We start from the raw sequence: 15,232 nt of genomic DNA on the forward strand, positions 1-15,232 counted from the left end.
AGTGCCTACAGTCCCTTGATCGTGAGGGTGACGGTGGAGCCCTCGGCGGCGGTCGAGCCGCCGTCGACGGACTGGCCGGAGACGGTGTCGCCGAGGAACGGGAAGGTCTTCTCGATCTTCACCTCGAACCCGGCGCCCTCCAGCTCGGCCTTGGCCTCGCTCGTCGACAGGCCCACGACGTCGGGCACCTCGACCATCCGCGGGCCCTTGGAGACGGTCAGGGTGATCGTGTCGCCCTTGGCGGCGCGGCTGCCCTCGGCGAGGGACTGCGCGGCGACGGAGCCGGCGTCCTCGGGCGAGTTGATCCGCTCCGGCGCGACGGTGACCTTCAGCCCGGCCTCCTGGAGCGCGGCGGTGGCGTCGGCCACCGTCTCGCCCGTCACACCCGGCACCTCGACCGGCACGCCCTTGCTGACGACGAGCGCGACGGCCGAGTCGGGACCGCGCTCGGTGCCGGGCTCCGGGTCGGAGGAGATCACCGCGCCCTGGGCGACGGACTCGCTGAAGGCGTACGTGACGACCCCGGGCGCCAGGCCCTCGTCCGCGAGCCGCTTCCTCGCCTCCGCGAGCGGGACGCCCTTGAGGTTCGGGACCTTCACGATCCGCGGGCCACGGGACAGGGTGAGCGTCACCGAGCCGTTGCCGCGGATCCGCTCGCCGGGCGCCGGGTCGACCGCCATCACCGTGCCGCGCTCGTACACGTCGCTGAACGCGCGCCTGGTCGTGCCGACGTCGAGCCCGGCGTCGGCCAGCCGCTGCGTGGCCTGCGCCTCGGTCTGGCCGAGGACGGCGGGGACCCGGGTGAACTGGCCGGAGTTGATGTACCAGACCCCGCTTCCGATCCCGAGCGCGAGCAGCACGGCCGCGACGATCAGCAGCGGCCCGCGGGGCCGCCGCCGGGCCGCGGACGGGGCGGCGGGCGCGGGCGGGGGCAGCAGGCTGGTGTGCTCGACGGGCAGCGGCTGGACGCGCGGGATGACGGACGTCCGGTCCTCGGCCCCGTCGGTCTCCTGGGCCCGGGCCTGCGGGGGCGCGGCGTCGAGCTGCTCGTCGCCGAGCGCGGCGCGGGCCTCCCGGGCCTCGGCGAGCAGGGCGACGGCGTCGTACGGACGGAGCTCCGGGTCGCGGGCGGTGGCGCTCGCCACCAGCCGGTCCAGCTCCGGGGCGAGGCCGGGGACGGCGGCGGAAGGGGCGGGCACGTCGGTGTTCAGGTGCTGGTAGAGCACCTGGGCCGGGGTGTCGCCGGAGTGCGGCTTGGCGCCGGTGAGCATCTCGTAGAGCACGACGCCGCACGCGTACACGTCGGCGCGGGTGTCGGCGGTGCCGTGCTCGATCTGCTCCGGCGCGAGGTACGAGACGGTGCCGAGGACGGCGCCGGTGGAGTCGGTGGCCGAGCCGACGGCCCGGACCAGCCCGAAGTCGGCGACCTTGACCCGGCCGTCGTCCCCTATCAGCACGTTCTCGGGCTTCATGTCCCGGTGCACGAACCCGGCCCGGTGCGCGGCGCCCAGCGCGGCGAGCACCGGCTCCAGGATGTCGAGCGCCGCCCGCGGCCGCAGCGCCCCGCGCTCGCGCAGCACGTCACGCAGGGTGCACCCGGCGACGTACTCCATAGCGAGGTACACGTACGCCCCGTCCGCGCCCTGGTCGAAGACCCCGACGACATTGGGGTGGGCCAGGCGGGCGACGGACTTGGCCTCGCGCATGAAGCGCTCCACGAACGCCGCGTCCGTGGCGAGGTCCGGGTGCATCACCTTGAGCGCGAGCTCCCGGTCGAGCCGGGTGTCCACGGCCCGGTAGACCGTGGCCATCCCGCCGACGGCGATACGCGCGTCGACGCGGTAGCGGCCGTCGAGCAGCCGCCCGACGAGGGGGTCCTGAAGGGTCGTGTCCACGGCGTCGAGTCTACGAGTGCCCGCACCCGGCCCCCGCCCGTCGCCCCGGGACTGCAGCCCAGCTGTGACGCGGGTCGCGGTCCCGGGAGGCGCGGGGCGCTCAGAACGCCGGGCGCTCCGGATCCAGACGGGCGCGGCCCTCCCGGGGCGAGGAGGCCTCCGCGAAATGGCGGCGCGGGATGCGGCCCGCGCGGTGGGCGAGGCGGCCCGCCTCGACCGCGTGGCGCATGGCCTCCGCCATGAGGACCGGTTCCTGGGCGCGGGTCACCGCGGAGGCGAGCATCACCGCCGCGCAGCCCAGCTCCATGGCCAGCGCCGCGTCCGAGGCCGTCCCGGCCCCGGCGTCCAGGATCACCGGCACCCCGGCCCGCTCCACGATCAGCTGGAAGTTGTGCGGGTTGCGGATGCCGAGGCCGGAGCCGATCGGCGAGCCCAGCGGCATGATCGCCGCGCAGCCGACGTCCTCCAGCTTCTGGGCGACGACCGGGTCGTCGTTCGTGTACGGGAGGACGACGAAGCCCTCGTCGACGAGGGTCTCCGCCGCGTCGAGCAGCTCCACCGGATCCGGCAGCAGCGTCCGCTCGTCGGCGATGACCTCCAGCTTGATCCAGTTCGTGCCCAGGGCCTCCCGGGCCAGCCGGGCCGTGAGCACCGCCTCGCCGGCCGTGAAGCAGCCCGCGGTGTTCGGCAGCACGCGGATGCCGAGCCGCTCCAGGACCGACAGGACCGAGCCGCGCACCCCGGGGTCCAGCCGGCGCATGGCGACCGTGGTCAGCTCCGTACCGCTCGCGACGAGGGAGCGTTCGAGCACGTCGAGGCTGGGCGCCCCGCCCGTGCCCATGATCAGGCGGGACGAGAACTCGGTGCCGCCGAGCAGCAGGACGTCGTCGGACATCGCGCTCAGCCTCCCTGCACCGCGGTCAGGACCTCGACCCGGTCGCCCTCGCCGAGCACGGTCGTCGCCCACTCGCCCCGTGGCACCACGGTCTCGTTGAGCGCGGCGGCCACGCCGGAGGGCGCCTGGGTGAGGGTCGCCACGAGGTCGGCGAGCGAGACGGGGCCGGTCAGCGTCCGGGCCTCGCCGTTCACGGAGACGTTGACGGAGACGTTGACGGAGGCGCCGGCGGAGACGTGGGCGGAGGCGTGCGCGGAGGCGTGCGCGGAGTCGGGGTCGGCGGAGTCGGTCGCGGACCCGCTGCCGGGGGCGTTCGGGGGCTGGTTCAGGGGGGCGTTCATGCGTGCTCCAGGTGCGCGGGGGAGAAGCGGCGGGCGGTGAAGGCGCGGGCCTCCTCCGGCAGCGTGCCGGTGGTCAGCGCGTCCGCCATGACGTCGCCGGTGACGGGGGTCAGCAGGACCCCGTTGCGGTAGTGGCCGGTGGCCAGGTGCAGCCCGGGCAGGGCGCTGGGGCCGAGCAGCGGCGCGTTGTCGGGGGATCCGGGCCGCAGCCCGGCGCGGGTCTCGGTGAGCGGCAGCTCGGTGATGCCGGGCACCAGCTCGTGCGCGTCGCGCAGCAGCTCGTACACCCCGCCGGCGGTGACGGTGGTGTCCCAGCCGAGCTCCTCGCTGGTGGCGCCCACGACCAGCTCGCCGTTCTCGCGCGGCACGAGGTAGACGTGACTGCCGCGGACGACCGCGCGGACGGTCCGGGAGAGGAACGGGGCGTACGCGGGCGGCACCCGCAGCCGCAGCACCTGCCCCTTCACCGGCCGCACCGGCGGCAGCACCTCCGCCGGCACGCCGTCGAGCCGGCCGCTCAGGCTGCCCGCGGCCAGCACCACCTGGTCGGCGGCCAGTTCGATGCCGTCGGCGAGGGACGCGCCGCGGGCCCGGTCCCGTACCACCGTCAGGCGCTCCGCCAAGGCCCGGTGGAAGACCACCCCGGCCCGCTCGCAGGCCGTCACCAGGGCGTCGGCGAGCCGGCGCGGGTCGACCTGGTGGTCGCCGTCCACGCGCAGTCCGCCGCGCACGCCCGGCGCCAGCATGGGCTCCAGGCGGCGGCACTCGCGGCCGTTCAGCCACTCCGAGGCAAGCCCGCAGCGGGTCTGCAGGGCGTGCAGTTCCCGCAGGTGGGCCCGGTCGTCGGCGTCGAGCGCCACGGCGAGGGTGCCGCAGGCGCGGTAGCCCACGTCGTGACCGGCGGCCTCGGTGAGCTCGGCGACGAAGCCGGGATAGCGGCGGGCGGACTCGAGGTTGAGCCCGAGCAGGGTCTCCTCGCCGTAGTGGAGTTCGGTGACGGCGGCGAGCATGCCCGCCGCCACCCGGGCGGCCCCGCCGCCCGGTTCGGGGTCGGCCACGGCGGTGCGCAGTCCGCGCTGCGCGGCCCGCCAGGCCGTGACCAGGCCGATGATGCCGCCCCCGATGACGAGAACGTCGGATGTGCGTGTACGCGACATGGGCGTCCAGCCCCTCCCTTCGCCGGCATGACCCGGATCAGGTTCGTACGGTCGGAGGCCGGACAGCCTCCCTCTCAGCCCGGTCGTCCGGGCTCCCGCGAGTGCTTTACGGCGGCCAGACTAACCGCCGCGGGGGGAGCGCCACAGACCCCACCCTTCCTGACGATCCGTCAGATGCGTAAGGTGGTCCGGTGAGCGAGCGGAGGCGGACACAGGTGAGCGAGCAGCAGCAGGCACCGGCGGACGAGCGGCGGACACCCGGCCCGGCCGGAGGACACGTCGTGATCGTGGGCGCCGGGATGGCGGGCGTCCAGACCGCCGTCGCCCTCCGCGAACAGGGCTTCACCGGACCCGTCACCCTCATCGGCGCCGAGCCCCACCAGCCCTACGACCGCCCGCCGCTCTCCAAGGCGGTCCTCCTCGGCAAGGCCGAGGACTCCGCCTTCGACGTCGACTTCGCGGCCCTCGACGTCGAGCTCCGCCTCGGCGTCGAGGTCACCGGCCTGCGCGCCGCCGACCACGAGATCGACACCGAGGCCGGCCCCGTCCCGTACGGCACCCTCGTCGTCGCCACCGGCGCCCACCCGCTCACCCTGCCCGGCAGCGAGGGCGTCCCCGGCGTCCACCTGCTGCGCACCCTCGACGACGCCGCCCGCCTCAAGCCCGTCCTGGAGAGCCGCCACGACATCGTCGTCGTCGGCGCCGGCTGGATCGGCGCCGAGTTCGCCACCGCCGCGCGCCAGGCCGGCTGCGCCGTCACGGTCGTCGAGGCCGCCGACCGCCCGCTCGCCGGCGCCCTGCCCGCCGAGGTCACCGCCCCCATGGGCGCCTGGTACGCGGAGAGCGGCGCCGAACTCCGGCTCCACGCGCGCGTGGAGCACGTCGAGGAGGGCCGGGTGGTCCTCACCGCCGACTCCACGGACTTCGGCGCCACCGGCGCGCCGCGCGAACTGCCCGCCGACGCCGTCGTCGTCGGCATCGGCGCCCGCCCCGCCACCGGCTGGCTGGAGGACTCCGGCGTCGCCCTCGACCCGAGCGGCGCGCTCACCGCCGACGACCACCTGCGCACCTCGCTGCCCGACGTCTACGCCGTCGGCGACTGCGCCTCCTTCCCCTCCGCCCGCTACGGCGAGCGGCTCCTCGTGCACCACTGGGACAACGCCCTCCAGGGGCCCCGCACCGTCGCGGCCGACATCCTCGGCGCGCCCGGCACGCCCTACGACCCGGTGCCCTACTTCTGGTCCGAGCAGTTCGGCCGCTTCGTGCAGTACGCCGGTCACCACGGCGTCGCCGACACCCTGCTCTGGCGCGGCGACCCCGCCGACGAGGCCTGGAGCGTGCTGTGGCTGCGCGAGGACGCGCTCGTCGCGCTGCTCGCCGTCGGCCGGCCCCGCGACCTCGCCCAGGGGCGCAGGCTGATCGAGCAGGCGGCGCCCCTCGACCCGGCGAAGGCCGCCGACCCCTCCGTACCCCTGAAGGCGGCAGTCCGGTAGGGCCCGACTACCGACTGTCAGTCCGGGATGGCACGCTTGTCCCGTGACCGAGATTGACGCAAAGATCGATGCTCTCGTCCCCGCCTGGCTCTACCTCCCCGACGTCGCGGAAATGCTCGACGTCGAGGTGACCCGCGTGCGGCAGCTGGTCAAGGAGGGCCAGCTCATCGCCGTCCGCCGTGAAGTGCGCCCCGGCGAGAAGATCCTCCAGGTGCCGGCCGCCTTCATCCAGGACGGCAAGGTGGTCAAGGGCCTCACCGGGACCCTGACCCTTCTGCGGGACGACGGCTTCAGCGACGAAGAGATGCTGGAGTGGCTCTTCACTCCCGACCCGACCCTGCCCGGCACCCCCGCGCAGGCCCTCGGCGAGAATCGCGGCACGGAGGTGAAGCGCCGCGCCCAGGCGCTCGCCGTCTGACGCACGCCCGCCGAGCAGTCCCACAGCACCCAAGGGTGCCGGGCCGGTCCCTCGTGGCCGGCCCGGCACCGGCACCACCCACCAGGGGGGAACGATCATGTCCACGCCTCGCGCACAGCTCGCCGACGCCCGGCTCTACCTGTGCACCGACGCCCGGAAGCGCCAGGGCGACCTGCCCGCGTTCCTCGACGCCGTCCTCTCCTCAGGCGTGGACATCGTGCAGCTCCGCGACAAGGGCATGGAGGCCGGCGAGGAGCTGGAGCACCTGGCCGTCCTCGCCGACGCCTGCCGCCGCCACGGCAAGCTCCTCGCGGTGAACGACCGGGCCGACGTCGCCCACGCCATCGGCTCCGACGTGCTCCACCTCGGCCAGGGCGACCTCCCCGTGCCGGCCGCCCGGGCGATCCTCGGCGACGAGGTGCTCATCGGGCGTTCCTGCCACGCCGAGGAGGAGGTGGCCGCGGCCGCCGCCGAGCCGGGTGTGGACTACTTCTGCACCGGCCCCTGCTGGCCCACCCCGACCAAGCCGGGGCGGTACGCGCCGGGCCTCGACCTCGTGCGGTACGCGGCGGGCCTGGCCCAGGACCGGCCCTGGTTCGCCATCGGCGGCATCGACGAGACCAATCTGGACGAGGTCCTGGACGCCGGCGCCCGGCGGATCGTCGTCGTCCGCGCGATCACCGAGGCGGAGGACCCGGCCGCCGCCGCTGCCTCCCTCGCCAAGCGGGTGCGCGAGCGCCTCGCCTGAGCCGCGGCACCGCGCGAGCGCCTCGTCTGAGCTGCAGCACCTCGCGAGCGCCTCGCCTGAGCCGCGGCACCTCGCGAGCGCCTCGCCCGAGCCGCACCGCGACACGCCGGCCCCTCGCCCGAGCCGCATCGCGACACGCCCGGCAAAGAGCGTCCGGGCGCGTCGGAAGACCGGCCCGGCCGCCCGGGCCGGCGGTCCCTCCCGGCCGGGGTGGAAGATCGTCCGGGCCGGGCGTCTCGGTGTCCGGAAAGGTGTCCATTTCGCGGACACGGCTTCACCCAGTCCTTGGACGCCGTCTAACCTGCCCGTATGGCTCTTGGTACCGCTTCCGTCCGCTCGGACCGTGCGCGCACGGTCCGCGACATCCTCGCCGCAGGTGGCACCTCGTACTCCTTCGAGTTCTTCGCCCCCCGGACCGAGAAGAGCGAGCAGAGCCTCTGGAACGCCATGCGGCGCATCGAGGCGGTCGCGCCCAGCTTCGTCTCCGTGACCTACGGCGCCGGCGGTTCCACCCGCGGCGGCACCGTCAAGGCCACCCAGAAGATCGCCTCCGACACCACCCTCACCCCGGTCGCGCACCTCACCGCCGTCGACCACTCGATCGCCGAACTCCGCAACATCCTGGGCCAGTACGCGGACGCCGGGATCCGGAACATGCTCGCCGTCCGCGGCGACCCGCCGGGCGACCCGCTCGGCGAGTGGGTCGCCCACCCCGAAGGCGTGCGCTACGCCGCCGACCTGGTCCAGCTGATCAAGGAGTCGGGCGACTTCTGCGTGGGCGTGGCGGCCTTCCCCGAGATGCACCCGCGGTCCACGGACTGGGACACGGACGTCCGCCACTTCGTGGACAAGTGCCGGGCCGGCGCCGACTACGCGATCACCCAGATGTTCTTCGACCCGGAGGCCTATCTGCGGCTGCGGGACAGCGTCCAGGCGGCCGGCTGCGAGACCCCGATCATCCCCGAGGTCATGCCGGTGGTGAGCGTGCGGACCCTGGAACGACTGCCCCAGCTGAGCAACGCCCTCTTCCCCGAGAACGTGAAAGAGCGCATCCTCGCCGTCAAGGACGATCCGGCCGCTGTACGCTCCATCGGTATCGAGTTCGCGACGGAGTTCTGCGCGCGTCTGCTCTCCGAGGGTGTCCCCGGACTGCACTTCATCACGCTGAACAACTCCGGGGCGACGCTCGAGATCTACGAGAATCTCGGACTGCACCAGCAGTCGTGACCGGCCACACCCGCCCCGACCCGCGGCGGTGGCCGCAGGAGAGGGGCGGGCATGGGGTGGACGGTCCTCTACGTCGCGTTCGGCGTCGTGGCGCTGTGGCTGCTCGGTGAGGTGCTGCTGCAGTACAAGGCGCGACTCCGCTGGCGGCTGCTCGCCTTCGGAGGCTTCCTCGGCGTGGTCGTCGGCGTGCTGCTGCCGTCGGTCCTCGTCATCGTGATCGGTGCCGTCGCCTTCGCGGTCGGCCAGACCTACGTGACCCTCTCCTTCCGGCGCGGCTTCTCCACCGGCTGGGCCCTGGGCGGCAGCCCGGGCGCCAGCCGCCGCCGCAGGTCCGGCAACGCCGAGGCCAGGAGCGCCGGCCCCACCCTGGAGGTCAGCGACCTCGCGTACGAGCCGGTGGAGCACGCCGACGAGGACGCCGTGGCCGCCGCCGAGAGCACGGCCGTGTACGAGCCCCAGCCGATCCCCGAGGACACCGGCCAGTACGCCGTCTACGGCACCACGTACGAGCAGCAGCCGCAGTACGCCGACCCCTACGCCGGGTACGAGCAGCAGCAGCCCGCGTACGACTACGGCATGGGCGCCCAGCCGCAGTACGCCGCCTACTCGGACCCGTACATCGGGCAGCAGTACGCCGACGCGGGCCAGCCGTACGCCGACGCCGGCCAGCAGTACGGCTACCCGCAGCAGCCGTACGCCGACCCGTACGCGCCCTCGTACACCTACGACACGCCGCCCGGCGGCGTCTGGGTGCCGCAGCAGCGGGACACCGACCAGCAGCACGAGCACCAGCAGCAGTACGGGTACGGCGAGGACCAGCAGTACCGCTACTGAGGGCCGGGAGTGTCGCCACTCGGGTCTGCCCGGCGGATCACGGCCGGCCGGACCCGAGTGGCGGCGCCGGCTACTGCGAGCCGCGGAAGTCCGCGCCCTCCACGATCAGACCGGCGGCCAGAGCCCCCGACATCCCGGCGTGCGCGAGCCCGCCGCCGGGATGGGCCCAGCCGCCGGCGAAGAAGAGGCCGGGCAGCAGCGAGACACCGGCGGACGGGAGGAAACGGCCGTCGGCGCCCGCGAGGGCGGGTCCGGGCACCTCCGGGACGCCGGTCTCCTCGCGCGTGTCCTCCGGGGTGCGGACCTCCTGCCAGAGCTGGCGCTCCCGGAGCCCGGGGACGGCGGCCTCCGCTTGGGTCAGCATCTCCTCGGCGACCGCCTTCCAGTCCTCCGCACCGCCCGTGCGGACGGTCGTGGTGACGGTCGCCGACTCGTGGGCGTCGTCCGGCCGGAGGGCCGGGTCGTCCGGCCGCAGCACGGTCACCGTCGGCAGGTCGCCCGAGGCGTGCACGACCGTCCGGTGCACGGCGTCCGCCTCCCGGGCCCCGCGCAGGGCCAGACAGACCGTCACACGACCGGTCCCGTCGGGCCGGCCGGCGTGCAGCTCCGTGCCGCGCGGCGCCAGCCGGCGGTCCCCCTCGTGATGCGAGGGCACCGGCGCACCCGACACCACGAGGTCCGCCTCGACGACCTCGCCGCCCTCCAGCTCGATCCCGCACGCCCGGCCGTCCTTCTCCAGGACCCGGTCGACGGACGCGTCGAAGACGAACTCCACCCGCCGCTGCCGGCACCGCTCGTACACCGCGTCCGCGAGCGCCCGGATGCCGCCGGCCACGTACCAGCTGCCGAAGGTCTGCTCCATGTACGGCAGCACCGCGGCCGCGGCCGGGGCGCCGGACGAGGGGAAGCCGTAGCTCCACGCGTACGAGTCCAGGAGCGCGACGAGCCGCGGGTCGCGCAGCTCGCGGGCGCCGACCTGGGCGAGCGTGGTCGTCGGGCGGCGCAGCAGGCCCGCCTTCAGGGCCGGGTACGGCTCGCGGCCGAGCGGGCTCACGTCCGCGGGCCGCGGCTCCTCCAGGAGCGGGCGGCGCGTGCGGTCCCAGGCCTCCCGGGCCCGCACCATGAAGTCGCCCCAGCGCTCGCCGGTGCCCGCGCCGAGCGCCGCGTCCAGCGCGGCGACCGTACCCGCGCGCGAGGCGTTCGGCAGGTCGACGCGGGTGCCGTCGGCGAAGACATGACGGCTCGCGGGATCGACCTGGGTGAGCGTCACGCACTCTTCCAACGGCTGCCTGCCGGTCTTCACGAACAGGTCGCGGTAGACGGCGGGCAGATGCAGCAGACCGGGACCGGTGTCGAAGCCGAACCCGTCCCGCTCCAGGCGGCGGACCGCACCTCCGTACGTCCCGCTCCGCTCGTACACCGTCACGCGGTGGCCCGCCACGGCCAGCCGGGCGGCTGCCGCCATGGCGCCGAGCCCCGCGCCGATCACCACAATCCGTGCCATGCAGCGACCCTATCCGGCCGCTCAGAAATGCTCCGAACCGTCCGTCGGCGCCGGGCGCCGCCCCCTGACGCCCATCTGCCGCCGCTCCTCGCGGCGCTGGGCCCGGCGCCGCCAGAAGCGCCGGATCCGCTGGGCCAGGAAGGCCACCACGGCCAGACCGAGCGCGAGCAGCGTCGCCGCGATCACGGCGGCGGCGACCGGATGGAAGAGGGCGAAGATGACGACGGCGGCGACGCCGAGGTCCTCCGCCGTCGACAGGGCGATGTTGGAGAAGGGCTCGGGCGAGGTGTTGACCGCCATCCGCGTCCCGGCCTTGACGAAGTGACTCATCAGGGCCGTGGTGCCGCCGACCGCGCCCGCCGCCAGCTCGGGCAGCGAGCCGGACTGCCCGGCGAGCAGCGCGGCCACCACCGCCCCGCTGATCGGCCGGATCACCGTGTGGACGGAGTCCCACACGGAGTCGACGTACGGGATCTTGTCCGCGACCGCCTCGCACAGGAACAGCACCGCGGCGGCGATCAGGACGTCGGGCCGTTGCAGCGCCTCGGGCACCTCGTCGGTGAGACCGGTCGCGCCGAAGACGCCGAGCAGCAGGACCACCGCGTACGCGTTGATCCCGCTCGCCCAGCCGCTTGTGAAGACCAGGGGGAGTACGGACACGTCCGCGATCGTAGCCAGCTCTGAGTATCCGTACCTAGGGGACGAGATGAGTAGGTACGCGGATGGGCCGTGACCTGCGCGGAAGGGAGAGTGGAGGCACGGGAGGGGCGCGGCTCCGGAACCGCCGGCACGGGGCGGCGGAGCGGGGTCGCGCACCTGCCGGTACGGGGGAACGGGGGTGTCCCGGGGGACGCACCGACAGGTGTGAGGGGCACGGACACAAGCGCCGGTCCGGCGAGGCTCGGGGGGATCGAGCCTCGCCGGACCGGCGTCTTTCCGTAGGGGTGAGCCGCCTGCCTCAGCAGCCGCTCACGCGCCCGTGCAGCAGCCGCGAGAGCGCCGCGTGCACGTCGTCCAGGGAGCGCTCGCTCTGGAAGGCCTGCCAGTCGAGCGCGGCCACCAGCACCATGCCGACCAGGGCGGACGCCGTCAGCGGCACGTCGATCCCGTCGTCGAACTCACCGGCCGTCACGCCTTCGCGCAGCACGTTCTCGACGACCGCCACGGCCTCCTGACGGACCACCAGGAGGGTCGAGTTCCAGGCCCGGCCGGTGCGCCAGAGCTCGGCCACGTACAACTGCGTGAAGGCCGGGTAGCGCTGGATGAAGACCAGACCCGCCTTGATCATCGCGTCCAGCGCCTCGATCCGGGTGCCGCCGCGCTCGGCGGTCTCCTCGGCCGCCGCCCTCAGGGAGGCGGCGAGGAGCGAGACGCCGTGCCGCAGCAGCTCCTCGAAGAGCTCGGTCTTGCTCTTGAAGTTGTAGTAGACCGTGCCCTTGGCCACTCCCGCCCGCTCGGCGATCTCGTCGACCGTCGTCGCCGAGAAGCCCTGCTCCGCGATGAGGGTGACGGCCGCTTCGTAGAGCTTGGCGCGGGTGGCCTGCCGTCTGGTGCTGCTGCTGTCCATGGGCTCGATTCTCACAGAGACAGTTCGGGGTGGAGCCGGTCCAGCGTCCACACCTGCTTCTTGCGGGCGGAGAGGGCGGTCAGGGCCAACGCCCCCGCCGTGAAGGCGCCGAGGACCGCGACGGCCTGCCAGACCGGTCCGGCCCCGCCGCCCGTGATGAGCCGGCGCAGCGCCTCGACGACATAGGTCATCGGCAGGTACGGGTGGATGGCGTTGAAGAAGCCCGGGCTGGTCTCCACGGGGTACGTGCCGCCCGCCGAGGTCAGCTGGAGCATCAGCACCGCGAGCACCAGGATCCGTCCTGCCGCGCCGAACCGGGCGTTGAGCCACTGGATGATGGCGGCGAAGCAGCAGGTCACCAGGACGAGGAAGCCGACCGTGCCGGCGGCCCTGGCCATCTGCAGGCCGAGGCCCCAGTGGAGCACGGACATCAGCGCGCCGACCTGGAGGACGCCGATCGCGGCGACCGGCAGCCAGCCCGCGAGCGCGATCCGCCAGGCGGAGGCGCCGGCGGCGAGAGCGCGCCGGTTCAGCGGCTGGATGATCATGTACGCGACCATCGCGCCGACCCAGAGGGAGAGCGGGATGAAGTACGGGGCGAAGCCGGTGCCGTAGTTGGGCGCCTTGTGCATCGACTGGGCGGCGAGCTTGACCGGGTCGGCCATCACCTCGGTGCGGCGGTCACGGTCCTGCTTGTCGTAGTCCGGGATCTTCTTCACGCCGTCGCTGAGACCGGTGGCCAGCTCGCCCGAGCCGTCGGCCAGCTTGAACAGGCCGCCGTCGAGCTGACCCGCGCCCTTCTTCAGCTTGCCGACACCGGTGTCGAGGCTGCCCGCGCCGGTGCGGGCGCTGGTCAGGCCGGTGTGCAGCCGGTCGGCGCCGTCGGCGACCTGGTGGGCGCCCTTGTTGAGCTCGTTGATCTTCCTGATCGCGCCCTCGACGTCCTCGTCGAGGTGGGGCGCGCGCCGGGCCAGCTCGTCGGCGTCCTTCTTCAGCTTGGCGAGCCGGGCGTCCAGGGTCTTCAGGTCGCCCTTGCTGTCCTTGGTCAGCTCGTTCAGGTCGTCGGCGATCTTCGCGACGTCGTGCGCGCTCACCGAGGCCTTCCTGAGGATCTCGCAGCCCTTGGTGTCGGGGAGCAGGTTGTTCACGCACTGCTTGCGGTAGTACGCGGACAGCTCGTCGTCGGCCACGTGGGCGGCGCTGCGGGCGATCGGCGCGCGGCGCACCAGGTCGTCCAGGTTGTGCCGGACGGCGGTGGCCGAGTCGGAGACGAGCCGGGCGGAGTCACGGATCGACTTGCCGTTGTTCGCCAGGTACGGGCGGACCTTGTCGGCGGTGCCGTTCACCTTGTCGGCGAGCTGCTGGGTGCCGTTGGCGACCTTGCGGGAGCCGGCCTCCAGGTCCTTGGCGCCCTTGTCGAGCTTCTTCATGCCCGAGGACAGCTCGCCGCTGCCCTTCTTGGCGTCCTTCAGACCGTCGGCCAGGCTCTTGGAGCCCGCCTTCGCCTTGTCGACGCCCTCCTTGAGGTCACCGGCGCCCTTCGCCGCCTCGGCGGTGGCGTCGTGCAGGTCGGAGAAGGAGATGAAGATCTTGTCGAGGAAGGTGCGCGCGGACTTCGTGGAGGCGGCGGTGCGCACCTCGGAGAAGACCGAACGGGAGATCTGCCCGACGATGTAGTTGTTGGCGTCGTTGGTCCGCACCTTCAGGGCGCCGGTCTCCGGGGAGGCGCCCGAGCTGGAGGCGATCCGCTCGCTGAAGTCGGACGGCATGGTCAGGGACAGGTAGTACGTCCCGTCCTCGACGCCCTGGCGCGCCTTCTCGTCGCTCACCTCGTGCCACTCGAAGACGGCGCTCTCGCGCAGCTTCTCGGTGATGTCGGCGCCCGCGGTGATCTTCTGCCCGCCGGCGGTGGCGCCCTTGTCCTCGTTGACCAGGGCGACGGGGATCTTGTCGAGCCTGCCGTACGGGTCCCAGAAGGAGCACAGGTACAGCGCGCCGTAGAGGAGCGGCAGCAGCAGGATCGCGACCATGGCGGCCGCCGGGAGCTTCCCCCTGCCGAACCGCTTCAGCTCAAGCGCGGCCAGCTTCGGCGAGCGCATCGTCCTCCCCCTTCTCGGTCTTCGCGGTCTTCGCGGTGTCCGTGGTGGTGTCCGCGGTCTTCGCGGTGTCGCCGGTGGTGGCGGTGTCCGCGGCCTGCGCGGTGTCGCTGGTGTCCCCGGTGGCCGCGGTCTTGCCGGTGGTGCCGGTGTCCGCGGGCTTGCCGGAGGTGCCGTCCTCGTTCGTGGCGTCTTCGGTGGGGGCTGCCGCCTCGGCGTCGTCGGCGTCCCCGGCCGGGTTCTCCTGCGCGGCGGCTCCGGTGGCCGGGGTGCCCTCGGCCGTACGGGCCGTCCTCGTCGCGGTGGAGACGCGCAGGGCGCCCTCCGGGGCCTCGCTGCACACGGCGAGGACGGTGACGCCGGACGCGGCGACGGAGCGCAGCAGGGCCCAGGCCTCGGCGCGGTCGGCGTCGGAGAGCTTGAGGTCGGTGTCGTCCAGGGCGAGCAGCCGGGGTCGCGCGACGAGGGCCAGCGCGACCGACAGACGCAGCGCCTCCAGGCGCTCCAGGTCACGTACGGAGGTCCGGTCGCCCTTCGGCAGCGTGGCGAGGTCGAGCCCGGCGGCCGTCAGGGCCTCGTCGATCCGGGCCCGCGAGGCGGCGGAGCGCTCCGCCGGGCCGCGCAGCAGGGCCTTGAGGGAGCCGTCGAAGCGGCGCTGCAGCAGGGCCCGCTCGCGCAGGTGCTCGGCGACGGTGAGCGCCGGGTCGAGGTCGCTGACGCCCGGCACGGGGCCGAGGGCGCTGATCCGGCGTACGGCCGCCATCTTGCGGGGCAGCGGGAGGCCGGCCACCTCGGCGTGACCCTCCGTGGTCTTCATGCGGCCGGTGAGCGCGAGCAGCAGACAGGTCCGGCCGGAGCCGGAGGGGCCCTCGATCGCGACGAGGCTGCCGGGCCCGGCCTGGAGGCCGATCCCGCGGAACACCCACCCTCGCGGGCCCTTCAGGCCCAATCCGTCCGCGACGACGGCGGCGCCGTGCGGCTCGTCCGGGTTCGCTTCCACGATCCCCCCTGGGAACTCTTCGGAACTTTTTGAACTGACCAGTCAGTTCAAAAAGTT

Annotated in this window: 14 protein-coding genes and 1 riboswitch; of the genes, 5 read left to right on the plus strand and 9 right to left on the minus strand. The window is 73.8% G+C overall.

What is annotated here, in order from left to right:
- Nucleotides 1-5: 5 nt before the first annotated feature.
- The 4 genes from pknB to thiO all read right to left on the minus strand — a co-directional run bounded on the left by pknB (nt 6) and on the right by thiO (nt 4,288).
- Complete coding sequence (gene pknB / locus ACIGXE_RS04155; RefSeq protein WP_399742681.1) at nt 6-1,895, minus strand: Stk1 family PASTA domain-containing Ser/Thr kinase; 1,890 nt, start codon at nt 1,893-1,895, stop codon at nt 6-8.
- Between the two features lie 100 nt (nt 1,896-1,995).
- On the minus strand, nt 1,996-2,790 hold the full coding sequence (locus ACIGXE_RS04160; protein ID WP_399742684.1) for a thiazole synthase: 795 nt from the start codon (nt 2,788-2,790) through the stop codon (nt 1,996-1,998).
- Nucleotides 2,791-2,795: 5 nt separating this feature from the next.
- Nucleotides 2,796-3,131, minus strand: a complete 336-nt coding sequence (gene thiS / locus ACIGXE_RS04165) for a sulfur carrier protein ThiS (protein ID WP_399742687.1) — start codon at nt 3,129-3,131, stop codon at nt 2,796-2,798.
- A complete protein-coding gene (thiO, locus tag ACIGXE_RS04170; protein ID WP_399742690.1) occupies nt 3,128-4,288 on the minus strand; it encodes a glycine oxidase ThiO in 1,161 nt (386 codons plus the stop codon). Before thiO ends, thiS begins: the two co-directional genes overlap by 4 nt.
- Nucleotides 4,286-4,397, minus strand: a riboswitch (TPP riboswitch). It overlaps the preceding gene by 3 nt.
- Before the next feature lie 106 nt (nt 4,398-4,503).
- On the opposite strand from thiO, the gene ACIGXE_RS04175 reads away from it, so the two are divergent.
- The 5 genes from ACIGXE_RS04175 (at nt 4,504) to ACIGXE_RS04195 (ending at nt 9,008) form a co-directional block, all read left to right on the plus strand.
- A complete protein-coding gene (locus tag ACIGXE_RS04175; RefSeq protein ID WP_399743757.1) occupies nt 4,504-5,781 on the plus strand; it encodes an NAD(P)/FAD-dependent oxidoreductase in 1,278 nt (425 codons plus the stop codon).
- A gap of 43 nt (nt 5,782-5,824) precedes the next feature.
- Nucleotides 5,825-6,199, plus strand: coding sequence for an Rv2175c family DNA-binding protein (locus ACIGXE_RS04180; protein WP_399742693.1), 375 nt, complete (start codon nt 5,825-5,827; stop codon nt 6,197-6,199).
- Nucleotides 6,200-6,296: 97 nt separating this feature from the next.
- Nucleotides 6,297-6,947, plus strand: coding sequence for a thiamine phosphate synthase (gene thiE, locus ACIGXE_RS04185; RefSeq protein ID WP_399742696.1), 651 nt, complete (start codon nt 6,297-6,299; stop codon nt 6,945-6,947).
- Between the two features lie 309 nt (nt 6,948-7,256).
- A complete protein-coding gene (gene metF / locus ACIGXE_RS04190; RefSeq protein ID WP_399742699.1) occupies nt 7,257-8,174 on the plus strand; it encodes a methylenetetrahydrofolate reductase [NAD(P)H] in 918 nt (305 codons plus the stop codon).
- A 51-nt stretch (nt 8,175-8,225) separates the two neighbouring features.
- Complete coding sequence (locus tag ACIGXE_RS04195) at nt 8,226-9,008, plus strand: hypothetical protein (protein ID WP_399742702.1); 783 nt, start codon at nt 8,226-8,228, stop codon at nt 9,006-9,008.
- A gap of 70 nt (nt 9,009-9,078) precedes the next feature.
- Here ACIGXE_RS04195 and ACIGXE_RS04200 read toward each other — a convergent pair whose 3' ends face one another.
- From ACIGXE_RS04200 to ACIGXE_RS04220, 5 genes are all read right to left on the minus strand, one after another.
- The gene (locus tag ACIGXE_RS04200; RefSeq protein WP_399742705.1) at nt 9,079-10,512 is read right to left on the minus strand and encodes a phytoene desaturase family protein; all 1,434 of its coding nucleotides are present in this window, start codon (nt 10,510-10,512) and stop codon (nt 9,079-9,081) included.
- Between the two features lie 21 nt (nt 10,513-10,533).
- Nucleotides 10,534-11,172, minus strand: coding sequence for a DUF4126 domain-containing protein (locus tag ACIGXE_RS04205; RefSeq protein ID WP_399742708.1), 639 nt, complete (start codon nt 11,170-11,172; stop codon nt 10,534-10,536).
- A gap of 298 nt (nt 11,173-11,470) precedes the next feature.
- A complete protein-coding gene (locus tag ACIGXE_RS04210) occupies nt 11,471-12,079 on the minus strand; it encodes a TetR/AcrR family transcriptional regulator (RefSeq protein WP_399742711.1) in 609 nt (202 codons plus the stop codon).
- Nucleotides 12,080-12,090: 11 nt separating this feature from the next.
- The gene (locus ACIGXE_RS04215) at nt 12,091-14,178 is read right to left on the minus strand and encodes a YhgE/Pip family protein (RefSeq protein WP_399742714.1); all 2,088 of its coding nucleotides are present in this window, start codon (nt 14,176-14,178) and stop codon (nt 12,091-12,093) included.
- The gene (locus ACIGXE_RS04220; protein WP_399742717.1) at nt 14,150-15,175 is read right to left on the minus strand and encodes an ATP-binding cassette domain-containing protein; all 1,026 of its coding nucleotides are present in this window, start codon (nt 15,173-15,175) and stop codon (nt 14,150-14,152) included. The genes ACIGXE_RS04215 and ACIGXE_RS04220 overlap by 29 nt, the downstream gene beginning before the upstream one ends.
- Between the last annotated feature and the right edge of the window lie 57 nt (nt 15,176-15,232).

The organism is Streptomyces sp. NPDC053431, from assembly GCF_044544925.1.
Taxonomy (GTDB): Bacteria; Actinomycetota; Actinomycetes; order Streptomycetales; family Streptomycetaceae; genus Streptomyces.